General features: G+C 60.9%; 18 protein-coding genes. 11 read left to right on the top strand and 7 right to left on the bottom strand.

Translation table 11 applies throughout. The features are described from left to right. Nucleotides 1-118: 118 nt before the first annotated feature. Together aguB and ACQKEK_RS19695 are read right to left on the bottom strand one after the other, a co-directional pair. Nucleotides 119-997: an N-carbamoylputrescine amidase gene (gene aguB, locus ACQKEK_RS19700; RefSeq protein ID WP_499144132.1), complete on the bottom strand. Its 879-nt coding sequence runs from the start codon at nucleotides 995-997 to the stop codon at nucleotides 119-121. A 134-nt stretch (nucleotides 998-1,131) separates the two neighbouring features. Next, complete coding sequence (locus ACQKEK_RS19695; protein WP_499144131.1) at nucleotides 1,132-1,782, bottom strand: TetR/AcrR family transcriptional regulator; 651 nt, start codon at nucleotides 1,780-1,782, stop codon at nucleotides 1,132-1,134. A gap of 231 nt (nucleotides 1,783-2,013) precedes the next feature. Between ACQKEK_RS19695 and ACQKEK_RS19690 the strand changes: the two genes are divergently transcribed. After that, a complete protein-coding gene (locus tag ACQKEK_RS19690; protein ID WP_499144130.1) occupies nucleotides 2,014-4,611 on the top strand; it encodes an HWE histidine kinase domain-containing protein in 2,598 nt (865 codons plus the stop codon). Between the two features lie 126 nt (nucleotides 4,612-4,737). Here the strand turns inward: ACQKEK_RS19690 and ACQKEK_RS19685 are convergent, their stop codons facing one another. Then, on the bottom strand, nucleotides 4,738-6,114 hold the full coding sequence (locus ACQKEK_RS19685) for a glutamine synthetase family protein (protein ID WP_045423203.1): 1,377 nt from the start codon (nucleotides 6,112-6,114) through the stop codon (nucleotides 4,738-4,740). A 251-nt stretch (nucleotides 6,115-6,365) separates the two neighbouring features. Here ACQKEK_RS19685 and ACQKEK_RS19680 point away from each other — a divergent pair, with 251 nt between their 5' ends. The 8 genes from ACQKEK_RS19680 to ACQKEK_RS19645 all read left to right on the top strand — a co-directional run bounded on the left by ACQKEK_RS19680 (nucleotide 6,366) and on the right by ACQKEK_RS19645 (nucleotide 15,657). Further along, complete coding sequence (locus ACQKEK_RS19680) at nucleotides 6,366-7,112, top strand: gamma-glutamyl-gamma-aminobutyrate hydrolase family protein (RefSeq protein WP_499144129.1); 747 nt, start codon at nucleotides 6,366-6,368, stop codon at nucleotides 7,110-7,112. Between the two features lie 45 nt (nucleotides 7,113-7,157). Continuing rightward, complete coding sequence (locus ACQKEK_RS19675; protein ID WP_045423208.1) at nucleotides 7,158-8,516, top strand: glutamine synthetase family protein; 1,359 nt, start codon at nucleotides 7,158-7,160, stop codon at nucleotides 8,514-8,516. Nucleotides 8,517-8,586: 70 nt separating this feature from the next. Beyond that, nucleotides 8,587-9,945, top strand: a complete 1,359-nt coding sequence (locus ACQKEK_RS19670; RefSeq protein ID WP_499144128.1) for an aspartate aminotransferase family protein — start codon at nucleotides 8,587-8,589, stop codon at nucleotides 9,943-9,945. A gap of 252 nt (nucleotides 9,946-10,197) precedes the next feature. After that, nucleotides 10,198-11,295, top strand: a complete 1,098-nt coding sequence (locus ACQKEK_RS19665) for a polyamine ABC transporter substrate-binding protein (RefSeq protein WP_499144127.1) — start codon at nucleotides 10,198-10,200, stop codon at nucleotides 11,293-11,295. Nucleotides 11,296-11,523: 228 nt separating this feature from the next. Next, a complete protein-coding gene (locus tag ACQKEK_RS19660) occupies nucleotides 11,524-12,609 on the top strand; it encodes a polyamine ABC transporter substrate-binding protein (protein ID WP_499144126.1) in 1,086 nt (361 codons plus the stop codon). 104 nt (nucleotides 12,610-12,713) lie between these two features. Further along, nucleotides 12,714-13,865 (top strand): polyamine ABC transporter ATP-binding protein, encoded by a 1,152-nt coding sequence (potA, locus tag ACQKEK_RS19655; protein ID WP_499144125.1) that lies wholly within the window; start codon nucleotides 12,714-12,716, stop codon nucleotides 13,863-13,865. Further along, nucleotides 13,862-14,758 carry an ABC transporter permease subunit gene (locus ACQKEK_RS19650; protein WP_128119889.1) on the top strand — a complete coding sequence of 299 codons (897 nt, stop codon included), beginning with the start codon at nucleotides 13,862-13,864 and terminating at the stop codon, nucleotides 14,756-14,758. The genes potA and ACQKEK_RS19650 overlap by 4 nt, the downstream gene beginning before the upstream one ends. Then, entirely contained in the window at nucleotides 14,755-15,657 is a 903-nt protein-coding gene (locus tag ACQKEK_RS19645) for an ABC transporter permease subunit (RefSeq protein ID WP_499144124.1), read from the top strand. Before ACQKEK_RS19650 ends, ACQKEK_RS19645 begins: the two co-directional genes overlap by 4 nt. A 16-nt stretch (nucleotides 15,658-15,673) precedes the next feature. Here ACQKEK_RS19645 and ACQKEK_RS19640 read toward each other — a convergent pair whose 3' ends face one another. Then, nucleotides 15,674-16,291 (bottom strand): DUF6436 domain-containing protein, encoded by a 618-nt coding sequence (locus ACQKEK_RS19640; protein ID WP_128119887.1) that lies wholly within the window; start codon nucleotides 16,289-16,291, stop codon nucleotides 15,674-15,676. Nucleotides 16,292-16,377: 86 nt separating this feature from the next. On the opposite strand from ACQKEK_RS19640, the gene bipL reads away from it, so the two are divergent. Then, entirely contained in the window at nucleotides 16,378-17,316 is a 939-nt protein-coding gene (gene bipL / locus ACQKEK_RS19635; protein ID WP_499144123.1) for a phospholipase BipL, read from the top strand. Nucleotides 17,317-17,341: 25 nt separating this feature from the next. On the opposite strand, the gene ACQKEK_RS19630 is transcribed toward bipL, so the two are convergent. Further along, a complete protein-coding gene (locus ACQKEK_RS19630; RefSeq protein WP_499144122.1) occupies nucleotides 17,342-18,094 on the bottom strand; it encodes a hypothetical protein in 753 nt (250 codons plus the stop codon). A gap of 107 nt (nucleotides 18,095-18,201) precedes the next feature. Between ACQKEK_RS19630 and ACQKEK_RS19625 the strand changes: the two genes are divergently transcribed. Continuing rightward, entirely contained in the window at nucleotides 18,202-18,810 is a 609-nt protein-coding gene (locus ACQKEK_RS19625) for a 2OG-Fe(II) oxygenase (RefSeq protein ID WP_045423233.1), read from the top strand. A gap of 60 nt (nucleotides 18,811-18,870) precedes the next feature. On the opposite strand, the gene dctM is transcribed toward ACQKEK_RS19625, so the two are convergent. Continuing rightward, the gene (dctM, locus tag ACQKEK_RS19620; protein ID WP_127840485.1) at nucleotides 18,871-20,151 is read right to left on the bottom strand and encodes a C4-dicarboxylate TRAP transporter large permease protein DctM; all 1,281 of its coding nucleotides are present in this window, start codon (nucleotides 20,149-20,151) and stop codon (nucleotides 18,871-18,873) included. Further along, on the bottom strand, nucleotides 20,152-20,778 hold the full coding sequence (locus ACQKEK_RS19615) for a TRAP transporter small permease (protein ID WP_045423237.1): 627 nt from the start codon (nucleotides 20,776-20,778) through the stop codon (nucleotides 20,152-20,154). Nucleotides 20,779-20,971 lie beyond the last annotated feature (193 nt).

Genomic DNA, 20,971 nt, shown 5'->3' with positions numbered 1-20,971 from the left:
TCTTTCGTGGCCGGTTGGGAACGGCCGTTCGTTGGAGGCGATAAATCTGACCACGGCGGAGGGCATTCAGCCGCAACGAATCGTGCAGCTGAAAACCTTTACCGATCAGAGGGCCGGTTCAGGACTCCAGCGATCCATCCAGCGTCTTGATCGGGCTATACAGGTTCGGCCGGCGGTCACGGAACACGCCCCAGGCGCTGCGAATGTGTTCGAGCTGATCGAGGTCGAACTTATGCACCAGCACGCCTTCGCTGGTCTCGTCCATTTCTTCGACCTTCGCGCCGAACTGATCGGCAATGAACGAGGAGCCATAGAAGGTGATGTCGTAGCCGTCCTGCTCTTCGCGGCCGATGCGGTTGCTCGCAATCAGCGGCATCAGGTTGGCACCGGCGTGGCCCTGTTGTACGCGCTGCCAGTGGTCGCGCGAGGTGATGCTCGAATCGTGCGGCTCGCTACCAATAGCGGTCGGGTAGAACAGCAGTTCGGCGCCCATCAGCGCCATGCTGCGCGCGGTTTCGGGGAACCACTGATCCCAGCAGATGGCTACGCCGATCTTGGCATAGCGGGTGTTCCAGACTTTGAAACCGGTATCGCCCGGGTTGAAATAGTACTTTTCGTGGTAGCCGGGGCCGTCCGGGATGTGACTCTTGCGGTACACGCCGAGCACCTTGCCGTCGGCATCGATGATGGCGACGGAATTGAATCGCGCGCGCCCGGACAGCTCGAAGAAGCTCACCGGCAGCACGACCTGCAACTCAGCGGCGACTTTCTGGAAATGCTGTACGGCTGGGTTGTCTTCCACTGAAGTGGCCAGTTGCAGATATTCCGGGTTCGGCTTCTGGCAGAAATACGGAGTCTCGAAGAGCTCCTGAATCAGGATGACTTGTGCGCCCTTGGCGGCTGCCTCGCGGACCAGCTTCTCGGCGTTGGCGATGTTCGCCTGGCGATCCCAAGAACAGGCCATCTGGGTGGCGGCGACGGTAACGATACGGGACATGGAAAACCTCGCGGATGCTGGCGTAAGGGCGGCCCTGTGGGGCGCTGCGAAATCTATTCGATAATTATCTGGATTGAAAGCCCATTCGGTCAGCTTCTTCCCGGGGCGCTTGAATAAAAACCGATATCTATCGGCTAGATCTGAATGCGCTTTGGCAGATAGGGCGGCAGATAGAGTGCCAGGTAGGCATCGAATACGCGCATCCCTTCCTCTGCCATGCGCGGCGTGATGCTGCCGTACAGATGCACCGATCGCGCGTAGACCCGGTCTCCAAGCTCCAGTGCCAAGGCAAACACATCGACATCACCGGGCAATGTCGGGAGTTCGAAATGCCTTTCAAAAAGGACCTGCATCAACCCGGCGAGTTCGATGTCGTGCTGGTGGTCGGCTTGGGTCACTTCGCTCAGCCCGTGTTGCGCGAGAATCAGCTGCCGGGCGGCTGCGTCGTGCTGATAGATGGCCAGCATGCGTTGTTCGACAAGCCGGGACAGGTCGCGCCAGCAGCCCAGGCGGTCGTGATCCACCGGCTCGGCGAGGCTTGCACGGAAGGCGGCGTGCACATCGGCGGTCAACGCATTGAGCAGCGCCGGCACGCTGGCAAAAAAGTGATAGACGGATGAAGGCGGGATCCTGGCGTGTTCCGCCACGCTGTAGATGGAAAGGCCGGCCACGCCCTGTCCGGCCAGCAGCTCGCGTGCGGCGGCGAGAATCTGGGCGATGCGTGCCTGGCTGCTGGCGCGTGGTCGCCGTCCGGAGACAGGCTTTTGATCATCGGGCTTGGTCATGGCCGGCATTGGAAGCCATGACGCGGTATGAAGCAATCGTCAGTTTCGCTTCGTCGTCTGGCCCGATGCGCAGGCTGCTTCTTCAATGAGCTAGCCTCGAGCGATCTCGGTCCGACGGTCTGTTGCTACGTCGGGCGGTTTTTTTGAGCGAATGCCGCCGATGCATGTCTCAGCTTTCTGAACGGGTCTCTGTTGGGCCTGGCTCTCAGCAGCTGCAGGAGAAGTTTCGCATTGACGACCGAGTTCAATCTGTCCGTCGCCCCCGTTGATTGTGCCCAGGAGCCCATCCACATTCCCGGGACCATCCAACCACACGGCCTGCTACTAGGCTGCACCCTGCCGGATTGGACCATCGCGCACGTTTCGGCGAACACCTCGAGCTTTTTAGCCGACGTCGACCCGCAGTCGCTGTTGGGCCGACCGCTTGATTCCGTCCTGCCGATCGAAACGGTCCACTCCGTACGCAATCAATTGCAGACGGCGATGCTGTCTGGCTCTGCCGAGCGGCTGGACTGCCTCGCGCTTGATGACAGCGCGCATCGCTACGACATGACGGTGCATATGGTCGACGGCCTGGCTGTGATCGAAGCGGCGCCCAGCGTGATGGGGGCAGGCGCAAACGGCGTGACGCTATTGCGCGGGCTGGCCGGTCGGTTGCGTCGGGCGCCCACTGTGCAGCGGCTGTTGACGCTCGCGGCGCAGCAAGTGCGCGCCGTTACCGGTTACGACCGGGTGATGATCTATCGTTTCCTGCCAGACGAGTCGGGTGAGGTGGTGGCCGAGGCGGTGCGGTACGGCAGCGATTCCTATCTGGGACTTCGCTATCCGGCGACCGATATTCCCGCACAGGCGCGCGAACTGTATCGGCGTCAGCCACTCAGGCTGATCCCGGACGTCAACTATCAACCGGTGCCGGTTCTGCCGGGCCGCAGTCCGGAAGGCCTACCCTTGAACCTGGGTTTGGCGGCGCTGCGCAGCGTGTCGCCTGTGCATATTCAGTACCTGCGCAATATGGATGTGCGCGCCACGCTCACGGTCAGCTTGATGCGCGGTGAACAACTGTGGGGGCTGATCGCCTGCCATCACAGTGAGCCGCACTACCTGAGCGGCGCACTCTGCTCGGCAGCCGAGCTGTTCGGCCAGATGCTTTCGCTGCAGATCGATGTGCGCGAGCAACAACAGGAACAGCAGCGGGTGACCGACGCGCAGCATGCGCACGATCAGCTATTGGAGGCGATGTCCCCTCGCGATACCGTATTTGAAGACCTGAACCGCTACGCGGGCATGCTCCACAGCATGATTGCGTGCGATGGCGTGGCGGTCTGGTCGAACGGTCGCCTCAACGGCGAGGGCGTACTGCCACCGAACGAAGCGGTTGGGGAACTGATCGCCTTTCTCGGGCAGAAGCCTGTGGATCGCATCTACGCAACCTCATCGCTCGCGGAGCACTTCGCGCCCGCCGCCAGCTTCGCTGATCTCGCTAGTGGTGTGCTCGCTATCCCCATTTCGCGGGTCGCGCAGGATTATCTGTTGTTCTTCCGCCGCGAAGTTATCCAGACCGTCACCTGGGGCGGCAACCCTGACAAAGCCGTGCAGCGGGATCCTGTTCGCGGAACGCTCAATCCGCGCAGCAGCTTCGAGGCCTGGCGAGAGACCGTGCGTGGCCATGCGCGCCCTTGGACCACCAGTGAGCTGCGAGTCGCCGAAACGCTTCGGGTGGCCCTGCTGGAAGTCATTCTTCGTCGCACTGAATTGATCGCTTCGGAACGTCAACAGGCGCAAGACAGCCAGTCTCTGCTGATTGCCGAGCTCAATCATCGGGTCAAGAACGTTCTCAGCCTGGTTCTCGCTACCACGCGTCAGAGTGCGCAACAGGCGACATCGGTGGAGGAGTTCACCCGGGAGGTAGAGCGACGCATCCAGGCACTCGCCAGCGCGCACGATCAGATCAACGCACCTGCTGGCGCCTCGACACAACTGCGTGCGTTGCTCGAATCCGAAGCCCGGGCTTGGATCGGCCGCGACGAACTGGACGAGCGCATCCACTTCGCCGGTCGCGCGGTAACGCTGGATGTACGGGGCTATCAAACCCTGGCGCTAGTGCTTCACGAGCTGATGACCAACGCCGCAAAATATGGCGCGCTGAGCGTGCCCGAGGGCCAGCTGACTGTAAGTTGGCAGCTTGTGGAGGGGCGAGGACTGGAGCTGGAGTGGAATGAAAGCGGCGGGCCAGAGGTGAAGCCACCGACTCGACGCGGCTTCGGAAGCATCGTTACCGAGCGCACCGTTCCCTTCGAACTGCAGGGGGACGCACGGGTGGAGTTCCGTCCGGAAGGGTTGTTCGCCAGATTCCGCATTCCACCTCAGCATGTATCGCTGGCTACCGAGCAACCTCAGCCGGACGTGGCTCGTGCTCGCCCGGCAAGCCCCATCGCCGGTCTCAGGTTGTTGCTGGTCGAAGACAGCATGATGATTGCCCTCGACGCGCAGACCATGCTCGAAGACGCCGGCGTCAAGGTTGAGATCGCCGGCTCGCTGGGCGATGCGCGGCGAGCCTTGCGGCTCGATCCGTTCGATCTGGTGATACTGGACGTCAATCTGGCCGGGGAAACCAGCCTTGGTATTGCCGCCGAGCTTGAAGCCGAGCAGCATCCTTTCCTGTTCGCCACAGGCTATGGCGCCCGTACCGCAATCCCGGAGCGCTTCGATCAGGTTCCGGTCGTGACCAAACCCTACAACCTCAGCGCCTTAGGCTACGCCATCGGGCAACTGCCAGGACTCGGGCGTCGCCGTGAGCGATCTCCGTTGACCGACAATCGTGGCGCGTGACCTTGCGTTAGTTGAGCCGGTTAGGTTTTTTTATCGATGGCGGTGCAGATGGCAGCGAGGTTTTCCGATCACCAGCGCTTCCGTGAGCGGCTGAGAGCCCCGCACGCGATGGTGCGGGGCGTGGTATCAGACGGTGTGCAGGTACCAGTTGTATTCGAGGTCGGAGATCGAGTGTTCGAATTCTTCCAGCTCGCTTTCCTTGCAGGCCACGAAAATGTCGGTGTACTGCGGGCTGATGTAGCGCGCCATGATCTCGCTGTCGTCCAGCTCGCGCAGCGCATCGCGCAGGTTGGAGGGCAGACTCGGCTCGACCTGCTCGTAGGAATTTCCCTCGATCGGCTCGTCCGGCGCGATCTTGTTAGTCAGACCATGGTGAATGCCTGCTAGCACGCTGGCCAGCAGCAGGTAGGGGTTGGCGTCTGCGCCGGCAACCCGGTGCTCGATGCGCACGGCATCGGGGCTGTCGGTTGGCACGCGCAGCGCCACGGTGCGGTTGTCCAAGCCCCAGCAGGGCGCGTTCGGTACATAAAACTGGGCACCGAAGCGGCGATAGGAGTTCACGTTGGGGCAGAGGAAAGCCATCGAGGCGGCCATGGTCTGCTGAATCCCGCCGATGGCGTGGCGCAGCGTTTCGCTTTCCAGCGGATTGCTGGTGGCGAAAATATTGTTGCCGTTCTTGTCCAGCAGCGAGATATGCACGTGTAGCCCGTTGCCGGCCTGGCCCGGGTAGGGCTTGGCCATGAAAGTCGTATCCATTTCATGGTCGTAAGCGATGTTCTTGATCAACCGCTTGAGCAACACGGCGTAGTCGCAAGCCTTGATCGGGTCGGCGACGTGATGAAGGTTGACCTCGAACTGCGCCGGGGCGCTTTCCTTGACGATGGCATCGGCGGGAATGCCCTGTTCCTTGGCGCCTTCGAGCACGTCCTGCAGACAGTCGACGTACTCGTCCAGATCATCGATCAGGTAGACCTGGGTAGAGTGGGGGCGTTTGCCGGAAATGGGCGAGCGCGGCGGTTGCGGACGACCGTTCACGTTTTCCTGGTCTATCAGGTAGAACTCCAGCTCGAACGCGGCGCAGATGGTCAGGCCCAGTTCATCGAACTTGCTCACTACCTGACGCAGCACTTCCCGTGGATCAGCGAAGAATGGCGAGCCGTCACGCTCGTGCATGGTCATCAACAGCTGGGCGGTGGGGCGTTTCTGCCAAGGCTCGTTGCTGAGCGTGTTGGGAATGGGGAAACAGGTCCTGTCGGAGTCACCAATGTCCATTCCGAGGCCGGAGCTCTCCACGGTGATGCCATTGATGTCGAGGGCGAACAGAGAGGCCGGCAGGTTGATGCCTTTTTCATACACCTTGTGCAGGCTGGCGCGCTCGATGCGCTTGCCCCGGACGACACCGTTCATGTCTGCGATCAGCAGGTCGACGTACTGGACCTCCGGGTGTTCCTTTAGAAATGCGTTCGCTTCGTTGAGCTGAACGGCACGCGGCGGCGGAAGCATGATGAAGCACCTTAATTGTTAAAAATTTCAATCATCAAACAGCTTGTCTTGGAGTCAATCGAAAAGCCCTGCCGCTGTCAATAGTGCCCCGAAATGCCTCTTCGAGGCCCACAGTGGGCGTTTTCGGGGCAGTCCGGAGAACGATCCCGAAACGCTGACATGGCTTTGCGAAGCGGTAACCCTCGGCTATTGTCTATAAAAACGAACAAGACTACTCTCCGAAGAGCCCCATCTGGAAAGACGAGTATCCCATGCCTCGCGTGCCATTGATCGGCGTTTCCGCCTGTACCAGGCAGATCGGCCACCATAGTTTCCATATCGCCGGCGACAAGTACCTGCGCGCGGCGGCTGTAGCCGGCATGCCGCTGGTAATCCCGGCACTCGGCGATCTGATCGACCCAGCTGCATTACTGGATAGCGTAGACGGCCTGCTCTTTACCGGCTCACCGTCCAACGTCGAACCGCACCATTATGGCGGCCCGGCCAGCACCGAGGGCACCGCCCATGACCCCTCACGTGATCAACTGACGCTGCCGCTTATTCGTGCGGCGGTCGATGCGGGTGTTCCAGTATTCGGCGTCTGCCGCGGGTTTCAGGAAATGAACGTCGCTTTTGGCGGCAGCCTGCACCAGAAGGTTCACGAGGCCGGGCCTTATGCCGATCACCGTGAGCGCGCCGAGGATCCAGTCGAGGTGCAGTACGGTCTAAGTCATCCGTTGCACGTCCAACCGGGCGGATTGCTACAGCGCCTCGGGTTACCCGCGCAGATTGATGTCAATTCGGTGCATGGACAGGGCGTCGAGCGGCTCGGCAAGGGCTTGCGCATCGAGGCACTGGCACCCGATGGGCTGATCGAGGCGTTTTCCGTCGAGGGTGCGCGAAGCTTTGCCCTCGGCGTGCAATGGCATCCGGAATGGAAGGTGCATGAGCATCCTTATTACCTGGCGTTGTTCGAGGGCTTTGCCCGCGCCTGCCAGGAACGCGCAGGACGGCGCTGAGCGCGGGCCGGCCCGGCGCTCGTTTCATTAATTTCTGAGGTCGATATGTCCAGCAAGCTCGACCAGCTCACCGGCTGGCTGAAAGAACGCAAGATCACCGAGGTGGAGTGCCTGATCAGCGACCTGACCGGCATCGCCCGCGGCAAGATCTCACCCACCAACAAATTCCTCGACGAAAAAGGCATGCGCCTGCCGGAAAGCGTGTTGCTGCAGACCGTGACTGGCGATTATGTAGAGGACGATATCTATTACGAGCTGCTCGATCCCGCCGATATCGACATGTTCTGCCGGCCCGACCCGGACGCGGTGTTCCTGGTGCCCTGGGCCATCGAGCCCACTGCCCAGGTGATCCACGACACCTACGACAAGATGGGCAACCCCATCGAAATCTCGCCGCGCAATATCTTGAAGCGTGTGCTGAAGATGTACGCCGATAAAGGCTGGCAGCCCATCGTCGCACCGGAGATGGAGTTCTACCTGACCAAGCGCTGCGAAGACCCGGACCTGCCGTTCCAGCCGCCTATCGGCCGCTCGGGCCGGCAGGAGACGGGACGGCAGTCGTTCTCCATCGACGCGGCCAACGAGTTCGACCCGCTGTTCGAGGACATGTACGACTGGTGCGAGGCCCAGGGGCTGGATCTGGATACCCTGATCCACGAGGAAGGCACCGCACAGATGGAAATCAACTTCCGTCATGGCGAGGCGCTGCACCTGGCCGATCAGATTCTGGTGTTCAAACGCACCATGCGCGAGGCCGCGCTCAAGCACAACGTCGCCGCCACCTTCATGGCCAAGCCCATGACGGGCGAGCCGGGCAGTGCGATGCACCTGCACCAGAGCGTCGTGGACCTCGAAACCGGGCGCAACATCTTCTCCAACAGCGACGGCACCATGAGCCAGCTGTTCCTGTACCACGTCGGAGGCCTGCAGAAATACATTCCCGAACTGCTGCCGCTGTTCGCGCCGAACGTCAATTCGTTCCGCCGCTTCCTGCCCGACACCTCGGCACCGGTCAACGTCGAATGGGGCGAGGAGAACCGTACCGTCGGCCTGCGAGTGCCGGATTCCGATCCGCAGAACCGTCGCGTCGAGAACCGCCTGCCGGGCGCCGATGCCAACCCTTATCTGGCCATCGCCGCCAGCCTGCTGTGCGGCTACATCGGCATGGTCGAGGAGCTGCCGCCAAGCCAGCCAGTCAAGGGTCGCGGCTATGAGCGCCGCAATCTGCGTCTGCCGCTGACGCTGGAAGCGGCACTGGAACGAATGGAGAACTGCCGGCCGCTGGAGAAGTACCTGAGCCCCAAGTTCATCACCGGCTACATCGCGGTCAAGCGCGCCGAGCAGGAGAACTACCATCGGGTCATCAGTTCCTGGGAGCGGGAATTCCTGATGCTCTCGGTGTAACGAACAGCCGTAGGGTGGATGACGCTCTGTTCATCCACCGGACCAAGCAACCATTATCAAGAGGTGATTGATGAGCGATTCGCAAACCCTGCAATGGCAAGCCCTGAGCCGCGACCATCACCTTCCGCCGTTCACCGACTTCAAAGCGCTCAATGCCAAGGGCACGCGCATCATTACGCGGGGTGAGGGCGTCTACCTGTGGGACAGCGAAGGCCACAAGATCCTTGATGCCATGGCCGGGCTCTGGTGCGTCAACCTTGGCTACGGCCGCGAAGAGCTGGTCGAAGCGGCCACTCGGCAGATGCGTGAGCTGCCGTACTACAACCTCTTTTTCCAGACTGCCCACCCGCCGGCGCTGGCCTTGGCCAAAGCCATCTCCGAGGTCGCGCCGGAAGGCATGAACCATGTGTTCTTCACCGGCTCCGGCTCGGAAGCCAACGACACCGTGCTGCGCATGGTGCGCCATTACTGGGCGATCAAGGGGCAGCCGCAGAAGAAGGTGGTGATCGGCCGCTGGAACGGCTACCACGGCTCAACCATTGCCGGCGCCAGCCTCGGCGGTATGAAGGCCATGCACGAGCAAGGCGATGGTCCGATCCCCGGCATCGAGCATATCGATCAGCCCTACTGGTTTGGCGAAGGCGGCGACCTTGATCCCGAAGAATTCGGCGTTCGCATGGCTGAGCAACTGGAACAGAAGATCCTCGAAGTTGGCGAAGACAAGGTGGCCGCCTTTATCGCCGAACCGATCCAGGGCGCCGGCGGGGTGATCATTCCGCCGGACAGCTACTGGCCGAAAATCCGCGAGATCCTCGCCCGCTACGAGATCCTGTTTATTGCCGACGAAGTCATCTGCGGCTTCGGTCGAACCGGCGAGTGGTTTGGCAGCGACTACTACGGCAATGCGCCGGACCTGATGCCAATCGCCAAGGGCCTGACATCTGGCTATCTGCCCATGGGTGGCGTGGTGGTACGCGACGAAGTGGTGCACACCCTCAACGAAGGGGGCGAGTTCTATCACGGCTTCACCTATTCGGGACACCCGGTAGCGGCTGCGGTAGCGCTGGAGAACATCCGCATTCTGCGCGAGGAGAAGATCGTCGAGCGGGTCAAGACCAAGACGGCACCTTATTTGCAGTCTCGCTGGCATGAATTGGTCGAGCACCCGCTGGTGGGTGAGGCCCGTGGTGTCGGCATGCTTGGCGCGCTGGAGCTGGTGAAAAACAAGAAGACCCGTGAGCGCTTCGCTGACCCTGGCGTGGGTATGCTCTGTCGGGAGCATTGCTTCCGCAACGGTCTGGTGATGCGCGCAGTCGGTGACACCATGATCATTTCGCCACCGCTGGTGATCAACGAGGAGCAGATCGACGAGCTGATCGGCAAAGTCCGGCTGTGCCTGGATGCGACGCTGAAAGATGCGCGGGGTTGAGTGTGCAGGGCGTCGGCCAGAGCTACCGGCGCCAAGGATCGACTGGAAAACTGTGCAAGCGAAGCGCATGCAAGCGGTTGAAAAACAGCCATTGACCTTGCCAGACTGCGCGCGTGCTTTGGCCTGACTTACCGAGGGTGTGTCGATGCCGGCACAGCCATTAGCTGCACCAGGCACAATGGGGTAGGCGTCGCCGCCGCCCTGTGTGACCTGTCCACAGCCCAACATATGACTACAACAGGAGCTGCACGGATGAAACCCTTTGCCAAGACCCTACTTGCGATGACGCTGGCTGGCGCGGTCGCCGGCGCTGCGCAGGCCGAAGACAAGGTGCTGCACGTCTATAACTGGTCCGACTATATCGCCGAAGACACCTTGGAGGACTTCACCAAGGAAACCGGGATCAAGGTCGTCTACGACGTGTTCGACAGCAACGAAGTGCTGGAGGCCAAGCTGCTGGCGGGCAGCTCCGGCTATGACGTAGTCGTACCCTCCAATCCCTTCCTGGCCAAGCAGATCAAGGCGGGCGTGTTCCAGAAGCTCGACAAGAGCAAGCTGCCGAACTGGGAAAACCTCGACAAGGACCTGCTCAAGGCGTTGCAGCCGAGCGATCCGGGCAACCAGTACGCAGTGCCTTACATGTGGGGCACCATCGGCATCGGCTACAACCCGGAGAAGGTCAAGGCCGCGTTGGGCGAAGACGCACCGGTTGATTCCTGGGATCTGGTGTTCAAGCCGGAAAACATGGAAAAGCTGAAATCTTGCGGCGTCTCGTTTCTCGATTCACCAACCGAAATCCTTCCTGCTGCGCTGCACTACCTGGGCTACAAGCCAGACTCCACCAAGAAGGAGGAGCTGAAGAAGGCTGAAGAGCTGTTCATGCAGATCCGTCCGAACGTGGCCTATTTCCATTCCTCGAAGTACATCTCGGACTTGGCCAACGGCAACGTCTGCGTCGCCATCGGCTACTCCGGTGACATCTACCAGGCCAAGGCGCGTGCCGAAGAAGCCGGCAATACGGTCAAGGTCAACTACAACATTCCCAAGGAAGGCGCAGGCACTTTCTTCGACATGCTGGCGATCCCGGCTGATGCGAACAACGTCGACAACGCCCATGTCTTCCTCAATTACCTGATGAAGCCTGAGGTGATGGCCTCCATCACCAACTATGTGCAGTTCCCCAACGGCAACGCGGCGGCCACTCCGCTGGTGGATGAAGCAATTCGTACCGACCCGGGCGTTTACCCGAGCCAGGCCGTGCTGCAAAAGCTCTACACCTTCCCGGACCTTGACCCGAAGACCCAGCGCACCATGACCCGCAGCTGGACCAAGATCAAATCCGGTCGTTGATCCAGCCGCCTCGCCAGGCCTGCTTGCAAGCCTGCGCGAGGCGCTCCTCAGTCCTCGAAGGGGCCAGTTCGGATTTTGCAAATCTGGTTTGCGGTCTGGCTGTTGCGCGCCTTTTGCGCCTGACCGTCTCGCCATTTACAACGCGCCAGTTGATTTTTAGAGGTTTTTCCAATAAATAGCCCGCCTTTCGCCCACTGATCGCGCGGTCTGCACTAAGAGGACACTCTCATGCGCTCGACATTGAAGTCGCTTCTTATAGCCGCTGCGGTCAGCGGTGCTGCATCCGCTCAGGCTGCCACGGTGCATATCTACAACTGGTCCGATTACATCGGCGAAACAACGCTGGAAGAATTCGAAGAGAAGACCGGCATCAAGCCGGTCTATGACGTCTTCGATTCGAACGAAACCCTCGAAGGCAAACTGCTCGCTGGTCGTACCGGCTATGACGTAGTGGTGCCTTCCAACCATTTCCTCGGCAAACAGATTCGCGCTGGCGCTTTCCAGAAACTGGACAAGAGCAAGCTGCCTAATTGGAAACACCTGGATCCCTCGCTGCTTAAGCAGCTCGAGAAGAACGATCCGGGCAATGCCTACGCCGCGCCCTATCTCTGGGGCACCAATGGCATCGGCTACAACGTCGAACAGGTGACCGCTGCGCTGGGCATCGAGAAGGTAGATTCCTGGGCCGTTCTGTTCGAGCCGGAGAACGCCAAGAAGCTTGCCGGCTGCGGCATTGCCCTGCTCGACTCGCCTGATGAAATGATCCCGGCGATGCTCAACTACCTTGGCCTGGATCCCAATAGCACCGATCCGGATGACTACGCCAAAGCTGAGGCGAAGTTGCTCGAAATACGTCCGTACGTCCGCTATTTCCATTCATCCAAGTACATATCGGACTTGGCCAACGGTAACATCTGCATAGCCGCTGGCTTCTCCGGGGACATTTTCCAGGCGTCGGCGCGCGCCGACGAAGCCGGTAAGGGTATCGATATTGCGTACGCGATTCCCAAAGAAGGCGGCAATCTCTGGTTCGACATGCTGGCCATTCCCGCCGACGCACAGAATGTCGACGAAGCCCATGCCTTCATCAATTACCTGCTCGACCCCCAGGTGATCGCGTCGGTCAGTGATTATGTCGGCTATGCCAACCCCAACATCAAGGCGGGGGAACTGATGGACCAGGAGGTGCGTAACGATCCGTCGGTCTATCCGCCGCAAGCCGTGCTGGATCGCCTGTACGTCTCCGCAGAGCTGCCGCAGAAGATCAACCGCCTGATGACCCGCACCTGGACCAAGGTGAAGTCCGGCCAATAGCAACACCGGGCAAGGCGGGAGCCGCTGCTGGTCTTCCGTCTTGCCTTACAGCGTGTCATTTCCCGGCGCCGTCCGGGTCCATTATTCCAATCGGGAGTTTGCGCATGGCCGTTGCCTCCAGCGCCTACAAAAAGGCCCTCACCGGTGAGAGCCAGAACAAGCAGGTGCTGCTGAAGATCGACCGCGTCACCAAGAAGTTCGACGAAACGGTGGCGGTCGATGATGTCTCGTTGAGCATTCACCAAGGCGAAATCTTTGCCCTGCTCGGAGGATCGGGCTCGGGCAAGTCCACGTTGCTGCGCATGCTGGCAGGCTTCGAGCGGCCCACTGAAGGACGGATCTTCCTCGACGGCCAGGACATCACCGATATGCCGCCCTACGAGCGGCCCATCAACATGATGTTCCAGTCCTACGCATTGTTCCCGCACATGACTGTCGAGCAGAACATCGCCTTCGGCCTGAAGCAGGATGGCCTGTCGAAGGATGAGGTTAAGACGCGCGTCGATGAGATGCTCAATCTGGTACAGATGAGCCAGTACGCCAAGCGCAAGCCGCATCAGCTCTCTGGCGGTCAGCGCCAGCGTGTTGCCTTGGCCCGTTCGTTGGCCAAGCGACCCAAGCTGTTGCTGCTGGATGAACCGATGGGCGCGCTGGACAAGAAACTGCGCTCGCAGATGCAGCTGGAGCTGGTGCAGATCATCGAGCGCGTCGGCGTAACCTGCGTGATGGTCACCCACGACCAGGAAGAGGCCATGACCATGGCCGAGCGCATCGCCATCATGCACCTCGGCTGGATCGCTCAGGTCGGCAGCCCGATGGACATCTACGAGACCCCGGCGAGCCGCTTGGTCTGCGAGTTCATCGGCAACGTCAACCTCTTCGACGGCGAGTTGGTCGAGGACGTCGAAGACCATGCCGTCATCTCATCACCTGGCCTGGAAAACCCGATCTACGTTGGCCATGGCATCAGCACCCGGGCGCAGGACAAGCAGATCACCTATGCGATTCGCCCCGAAAAACTGCTGATCGGAACTGAGCTACCTGAACTGCAGCGCCCCGGCTATAACTGGGCCAAAGGCGTCGTCTATGACATCGCCTACCTGGGCGGGCATTCGGTCTATTACATCCAAATGCCATCCGGCGGCATCTTGCAGGCATTCATGGCTAACAATGAGCGCCACGTGAAATGGCCGACCTGGGAGGAAGAGGTTTTCGTTTATTGGTTGGACGACAGCGGCGTGGTGTTGCAGGCATGAGCCGCTCCCGTCTGAACCCAGGCCGCCGACTGGTCATTGGCGTACCCTTCGTATGGCTGGTGCTGTTCTTTCTGCTGCCGTTCGTGATCGTGCTGAAGATCAGTTTTGCCGAAGCTGATGTAGCGATTCCGCCGTACACGGAGGTTTTTGCTTACGCCGAGCAGCAGCTGCAGATCATCATCAACCTGGGTAACTACATTTTCCTCAGCGAAGATGATCTGTACTGGGCGGCCTACGCCGGCTCGCTGCGCATTGCCTTCTTCAGCACGCTGATCTGCCTGCTGGTGGGCTATCCGATGGCTTACGCCATCGCTCGAGCACGCAAGGACCTGCAGACCGTGCTGCTATTGCTGATCATGATGCCGACTTGGACTGCGATCCTGATCCGCGTCTACGCCTGGATGGGCATTCTCAGCAGCAACGGCATTCTGAACGGCCTTTTGCAGGGCCTGGGTCTGATCGACGAACCGCTGCGTATCCTCAACACCGATCTCGCTGTCTACATCGGCGTGGTGTATTCCTACCTGCCGTTCATGATCCTGCCGCTCTACGCCAACCTGGTGAAGCATGACCTCAGCCTGCTGGAGGCTGCGTCCGACTTGGGCGCTCGCAATTTGACCAGTTTCTGGAAAATCACGGTGCCGCTGTCAAAGAACGGCATCATTGCCGGCTGCATGCTGGTATTCATTCCGGTGGTGGGCGAGTTCGTCATCCCCGAGCTGCTCGGCGGGCCGGAGACGCTGATGATTGGCAAGGTGCTGTGGCAGGAGTTCTTCAATAACCGCGACTGGCCGGTAGCGTCTGCACTGGCGGTGGTGATGTTGGCGATCCTGTTGGTACCGATCATTTTGTTCAACCGCAACCAAACCAAGGAACTGGAGGGCAAGCTATGAAGCGTTACAGCTTTTCCAACCTGATCCTGGTCCTCGGGCTGTTGTTCATCTACCTGCCCATGGTGCTGCTGGTCATCTACTCCTTCAACGCCTCGCGGCTGGTCACGGTGTGGGGCGGCTGGTCGCTGAAGTGGTACGCCGGGCTGCTGGACAATAGCCAGCTGATGGGCGCGGTCATGCGGTCGCTGGAGATCGCTTTCTACACCGCCATAGCCGCGGTTGCGCTAGGCACCATGGCCGCCTTCGTGCTGACGCGAATACCCAACTTTCGCGGGCGCACCCTGTTTGGCGGTCTGGTCACGGCGCCGCTGGTGATGCCGGAAGTGATCACCGGTCTGTCGTTGCTGCTCCTGTTCGTGGCCATGGCGCAGCTGATCGGCTGGCCCGCCCAGCGCGGCATCGTCACCATCTGGATCGCCCATACCACCTTCTGCTCGGCCTATGTCGCCGTGGTCGTGATGGCGAGGCTGCGTGAACTTGACCAGTCCATCGAGGAAGCAGCGATGGACCTCGGGGCACGGCCCTGGAAGGTGTTTTTCCTGATCACCATGCCGATGATCGCGCCGTCACTGGCGGCCGGTGGCATGCTCTCGTTCGCGCTGTCGCTGGATGATCTGGTCCTGGCCAGCTTCGTCTCCGGTCCAGGCGCAACGACGCTGCCAATGGAGATTTTCTCGGCGGTGCGCCTGGGTGTGAAGCCTGAGATCAACGCCGTTGCCAGCCTGATCCTGCTGGTGGTGTCGCTGGCGACCTTCATTGCCTGGTACATCGGCCGTCGCGCCGAGAAGCGCCGTGTGCGGGCGATGCGCCAGGCGATGGATGACACCAATGCCAACCCGACCTGGCGTCAGGTTATCGACAGTCGCAAGGTAATGACGCCACCCTCGGCACACAGCTGACAGGCACTGCTAGCGGTCAGCGATTAGCTGCTGACCGCTGGTTTGCTGAGGATTCAGCGCTCGGCGAAGGCGCCCAGTCACAGAAACAACCCACCGCGAGCGAGTGCGTCACCTTGACCGGACGGCCAGCCAGCACCGCCTCGAGGATGGGCTCGATAAAGCTGTTGTCGGAGCTGCACACGGCCCCTTCGCTATAGGGGCCGATGTACACCAGTCGTCCATCGGTATCCCAGATCCCAACCGCCGGACTGGCAGGCAGGCTGCTGGCCCCCGGCAGATCAGCGAGCGGCTGCAGACCAGCCAACTGGTCCGGCAAGCGGCCCTGGCTACCCGGCTTTTGCAGCGCATAAAAGCTGACGCCCCGCCCACCGAAGCGTTGCACCAATTCGGCCAGGTGTTGCTGATTGCCTGCATTGCAGGGGCAGGCCGGATCCCAGAAGTGCACCACACGAACCGGCCCGGCGCCGCTCAGCGACTCGGGCAATGCCAGCTGATCGCCGGAGAACAGCTCGGCCCGCTCGTTCTCGAACGGTCGCAGGTAGCGCGCTTCGAACCACCAGAAGGCAGCCAGCATGGCGCCACCCCAGACTAGGGCAACGAGCGCTGCGATCAGATACTTGTTGCGTACGGACATGATGGGACTCTTGGATGGATGCGCCAGCTTGCCACGTCGCGCTGCAGAGCTGAATATCTCGCTTACTCCTAGCAAGAAAACCGCTCATGCCTTCGCGAATCGATCCCGACGCACTCCGCGCACAATTAAGCCCACTTCGCCACGCGGCCGAGCTTACCGCCGATGCACGCTTCTATCAGGCCTACTATGGGTTGGATCTGCCTCACCACGGCGGTATCCAGCGGCGCCTGGGGCGGTTTCAGGTACACGGTTATGAGGTGGTGGCACAAACGTGGTGCCCAGAGCAGCCGGTCGCGACACTGCTGGTCCTGCACGGTTACTACGACCATATGGGCCTGTACCGGCACGTAGTGGATTGGGGGTTGCGCATGGGCTTCGCCGTGCTCGCCTGCGACCTGCCGGGGCATGGGCTTTCCAGCGGGCCTCGCGCCAGCATCAATGAATTCGATGAATACCAGGCCGTGCTGCAGGGCCTGCTGCAAGAAGCCGCTGCGATGAATCTGCCGCATCCTTGGCATTTGCTGGGGCAGAGCACTGGCGCCGCCATCGTGCTGGATTACCTGCTCTGCCAGCCGTTGCACCCAGCGCTGGGGCAGAGCATTCTGCTGGCGCCCCTGGTGCGGCCACGAGCCTGGGGGTGGTCCCGCTTCAGTTATCAGGTGATGCGACGCTTCGTCCAGCAGATTCCCCGGCGCTTCAGTGAAAACTCAGGCGATCCGGCGTTTCTCCAGTTCATCCAATCCCACGATCCGCTGCAGCCCGATATCCTCCCGACCGCCTGGGTGGGCGCGCTGTCGCGCTGGATCCAGCGTATCGAAGGCGCGCCTGCCAGCCTGTACAGCCCGCTGATTGTTCAGGGAGAGGCCGACATGACGGTCGACTGGCAACACAACCTGCCGGTCCTGCAAGACAAGTTCGCTGCCCCGGAGATTCTTCGGCTACCCGCAGCGAGGCATCACCTGGTCAACGAGCAGGAAGCCCTACGCCGTGAATACTTCGAGTTTCTTAGCGAACGCTTGAAGTAGCCCAGCGCGTTGGCTGAGAGCCCGCTTACGCTTGAGTCTCGTTGCTGCTCAATCCGACCGCAAGCCCGGCACGAAGGGCTTGCAGCGCTGCGCTGTAATAGCGCTGACCGGCCTCCGACTGGGCGAACTGGACAAATTCCTCCAGTTCGGCATCGGAGAGATCGCGATAGATATACAGCAGCGTGTTGTCCAGGTCGCTCTCGACCTGTTGCTGCAAACGCTCGCGTTGGCTGTCGAGCAGGCCCTGCGCCTGGCCGCCGCCGAGCAAGCCCGGAATCATCTGGCTGAGGCTATCGGCTGCGACACCAGCCAACGCCAGGCTGACCTCAGCACCGGCTTCGGCAGCCGGCAGCGCCTGGGCCAGATGACGGATCAACAGCTGCCGGTTGCTGCCGGCCTCCATTCGCGGAATGCCGTTTTCGTATCTGGCCAGCTGCTCGCGGCGCCCGGCCAGCGTCTCGGCCGCGACCACCTTGTGGCCGAGCGGAGATTGGAAAAACTCCAGCGCTGGTTGCGGATTGGCGAGGCTCTCGCGCAGCGCCTGCTTGGCCCGCTGATCGATGGCGTTAACCGCGAAACGGCGATTGCTGTTGGTCACTAGTGCCTGGTAAACGGCGGGTGGCAGGGTGTTCTTGTAGCGCTGTTGAGCGGCGGTCAGAGCATCGCTGAAATTGGCGCGTTGTTCGGTCCAGCCAGCGGTCTCGTACAGCTCGTCGTAGGTATCGGCGAGGGTGTTCAAGCTGAAGGCAAGTAATACACAAGCGATTAAAGCGCGCATGGAAGCTCCTGTCTGGCGGGCAGTTTATTTTCAGCGCCCTGACGGCTGCTGTCGAGGCGCGAAAGCGCTGCTGCTAGACTCCACGCAGTCCTTTCGGAGTCTCTTCCTTGCAGTTCGATCCCATCATTGACGACCTCGCCGAGCATGGCTGGTCGCTACGTCATTCGTTCCTGTCAGATGATCTGACCCTCGGTTTGGCAGCGGAGTGCCGCAAGCGCGAGGCACAAGGTGCCCTGGCCCCGGCGGGCATCGGCCGCGGCGATGCGCTGACGATCCGCGAAGGAATACGTGGCGATCAGATTCAATGGCTTGAACCGGGCCAGTCGCCGTTGTGTGACTGCTATCTGGAGCTGATGGATGGGCTTCGATTACGCATGAACCAGACGCTGTTCCTCGGTCTGGAAGAGTTCGAATGCCATTTCGCCCTGTACCCGCCGGGCGCTTTCTATCAGACGCATCTGGATCGCTTCCGAGACGACGACAGCCGCTGCGTCACCGCGGTGGTCTACCTCAATCCGGACTGGCAACCCGCTGATGGGGGAGAGTTGCGCATGCATTTCGCTGACGGCTCGCAGCGCGACATTCCGCCGCTTGCGGGTGATCTCCTGGTTTTCCTGTCTGGCGAGTTCCCTCACGAAGTGCTGGTCACCCATACCGACCGCCTCTCCCTGACGGGCTGGTTTCGCCGGCGTCCTGCAGATGTGCTTGCGCTGTAGCGCGGGCAAAAAAAGCCCGGCATAAGCCGGGCCAATAGGGAAGCGGTGCTACAAACGGCGTTACATGCCTAACAGATTCGGCAGCGCCAGCGAGATCGACGGCACGTATGTGATGAGGACGAGGAAGGCCAGCATCATCGCCAACCACGGCATGACCGCACGGATTACCTGAGTGACCGGCATGCCGGTCACGGCCGAGGCGACGAACAGGTTCAGGCCCACCGGAGGCGTGATCAGGCCGATTTCCATGTTCACCACCATGATGATGCCCAGGTGGATCGGATCGATGCCCAGTTCCATGGCGATCGGGAACAGGATCGGCGCCAGGATCAGGATGATGGCCGACGGCTCCATGAATGCACCGGCGATCAGCAGGACGATGTTCACCACCAGCAGGAACATCCAGGGTTGCAGGCCGGCCTCGAGGACCATGGCAGTGATCTGCTGTGGGATCTGTTCAGTCGTCAGCACATGCGCGAAGAGCATGGCGTTGGCGATGATGAACATCAGCATGATCGACAGCTTGCCCGACTCCAGCAGTACCTTCGGGCAATCACGTATCGTGATGTCCTTGTAGACGAACAGCGCGATGAAAGCTGAGTACACAGCCGCCACTGCAGCCGCTTCCGTGGGGGTGAACATGCCGGAGTAGATACCGCCGAGGATGATCACCATCAGCAGCAGACCCCAGACCGCCTTGCGTGCGGCAGAGAGCCACTCGCGGAAGGTGGCTCGCGGCAGCGCCGGCAGGTTCTTTTTCACCGCGATGATGTAGATGGCGGCCATCAGCGCGATACCCAGCAGCAGGCCCGGCACGACGCCGGCCATGAACAGCTTACCGACCGAGGTTTCAGTCGCGGCGGCGTAGACCACCATGACGATCGACGGTGGGATCAGGATGCCCAGCGTGCCGGCGTTACAGACGATGCCGGCACCGAACGCCTGCGGGTAACCGGAGCGGACCATGCCAGCAATCGCGATCGAGCCGACCGCGGCGACCGTTGCCGGCGAAGAACCGGACAACGCGGCGAACAGCATGCAGGCCAGCACCGCCGCGATGGCCAGGCCACCACGGATGTGCCCGACGCTGGCGTTGGCGAAGTCGATGAGTCGCTTGGCGACGCCGCCAGTGGTCATGAACGCGCCGGCCAACAGGAAGAACGGAATGGCCAGCAGCGTGTAATGCTCGGACGTTTCGAACAGCTTGATTGCAAGCGAGGTGACCGAGTCCGGGCTGAACAGCAGGATCGTCAGCGAACCGGCCAGGCCGAGGGAAACGGCCACCGGCACGCCGATGAACATCAGCGCGAAGAGCGCGACAAAGAGGAACAGGATGGTCATTTACTTCGGCTCCTCTGCGCCCAGTTTCGCGGCTTCGGCGGCTTCGTCTGCCAGGCCCAGGCCGGTTTGCTCGTTACGCAGAATGCGCACGAAGATTTCGGCGAAACGGATGAAGACCATGGCGAAGCCAATCGGCACGATCATGCCGATGTGCCACTGCTTGATCCCGAAATGACCGAGGTCTTCCGCGCCGATGTCTGCGGTGAACAGCGCCGAAATCCAATTGAAACTGGCGAAGGCCAGCATGCCTGCATAACCGAGGCAGAACAGGCAGGCAACGAAGCCGATGTAGCGCTGGATGTGGCGCGGCGCCAGTTTGACCAGTGCGTCGATGCCGATATGGCCGGCTGTGCGCACACCGTATGCCAGGCCGGAGAAGATCAGCCAGGCGAATAGTGCCTTGGTCAGTGCCGTGCTCCAGGTCATCTCTTGCGCCAGGCCGATGGTGAAGTCACCCATGGCGAAGAACAGATCGCTGGCACCCTCGTAGCGATCGCCGAGGCTGTAGAACACGGTGTAAAGGTTGTTCAAGACCACGTAAACGAAGGTCACCAAGGTCATGGCGGCCAGAAGGAAGGCGATAAACGCTTCTTCGAAGTGGTCCCAGACGCGCCAGAGGGCGTTCATGGATGACATCTCCTGATGGATTGCATTGTTTCGGTGGGCGTACAGAACGTGCGCCATGGGCCGGTCGAGTAACCGGGTGACAGAGCAATGAAAAACTCTTGTTGTACAGGCAGCTGGCTCGGGATCACCGCGCCGTAGGTATTGCCTGGCTGGGTTGTCTTTTCACTGGTCTGTCGATGTGGCTGGTATTGCT

Source organism: Pseudomonas sp. NPDC077408, from assembly GCF_050269105.1.
Taxonomy (GTDB): Bacteria; Pseudomonadota; Gammaproteobacteria; order Pseudomonadales; family Pseudomonadaceae; genus Stutzerimonas.
This window is presented reverse-complemented; position numbering and strand designations above follow the sequence as displayed.

Bases quoted from the DNA above. Each gene is read 5' to 3' on its own strand.
- bipL (WP_499144123.1), top strand. From the start codon at position 16,378: ATGCCTTCGCGAATCGATCCCGACGCACTCCGCGCACAATTAAGCCCA.
- ACQKEK_RS19675 (WP_045423208.1), top strand. From the start codon at position 7,158: ATGTCCAGCAAGCTCGACCAGCTCACCGGCTGGCTGAAAGAACGCAAG.
- ACQKEK_RS19645 (WP_499144124.1), top strand. From the start codon at position 14,755: ATGAAGCGTTACAGCTTTTCCAACCTGATCCTGGTCCTCGGGCTGTTG.
- dctM (WP_127840485.1), bottom strand. From the start codon at position 20,151: ATGACCATCCTGTTCCTCTTTGTCGCGCTCTTCGCGCTGATGTTCATC.
- potA (WP_499144125.1), top strand. From the start codon at position 12,714: ATGGCCGTTGCCTCCAGCGCCTACAAAAAGGCCCTCACCGGTGAGAGC.
- ACQKEK_RS19650 (WP_128119889.1), top strand. From the start codon at position 13,862: ATGAGCCGCTCCCGTCTGAACCCAGGCCGCCGACTGGTCATTGGCGTA.
- ACQKEK_RS19695 (WP_499144131.1), bottom strand. From the start codon at position 1,782: ATGACCAAGCCCGATGATCAAAAGCCTGTCTCCGGACGGCGACCACGC.
- ACQKEK_RS19640 (WP_128119887.1), bottom strand. From the start codon at position 16,291: ATGTCCGTACGCAACAAGTATCTGATCGCAGCGCTCGTTGCCCTAGTC.
- ACQKEK_RS19660 (WP_499144126.1), top strand. From the start codon at position 11,524: ATGCGCTCGACATTGAAGTCGCTTCTTATAGCCGCTGCGGTCAGCGGT.
- ACQKEK_RS19630 (WP_499144122.1), bottom strand. From the start codon at position 18,094: ATGCGCGCTTTAATCGCTTGTGTATTACTTGCCTTCAGCTTGAACACC.
- ACQKEK_RS19615 (WP_045423237.1), bottom strand. From the start codon at position 20,778: ATGAACGCCCTCTGGCGCGTCTGGGACCACTTCGAAGAAGCGTTTATC.
- ACQKEK_RS19670 (WP_499144128.1), top strand. From the start codon at position 8,587: ATGAGCGATTCGCAAACCCTGCAATGGCAAGCCCTGAGCCGCGACCAT.
- ACQKEK_RS19680 (WP_499144129.1), top strand. From the start codon at position 6,366: ATGCCTCGCGTGCCATTGATCGGCGTTTCCGCCTGTACCAGGCAGATC.
- ACQKEK_RS19665 (WP_499144127.1), top strand. From the start codon at position 10,198: ATGAAACCCTTTGCCAAGACCCTACTTGCGATGACGCTGGCTGGCGCG.
- ACQKEK_RS19685 (WP_045423203.1), bottom strand. From the start codon at position 6,114: ATGCTTCCGCCGCCGCGTGCCGTTCAGCTCAACGAAGCGAACGCATTT.
- aguB (WP_499144132.1), bottom strand. From the start codon at position 997: ATGTCCCGTATCGTTACCGTCGCCGCCACCCAGATGGCCTGTTCTTGG.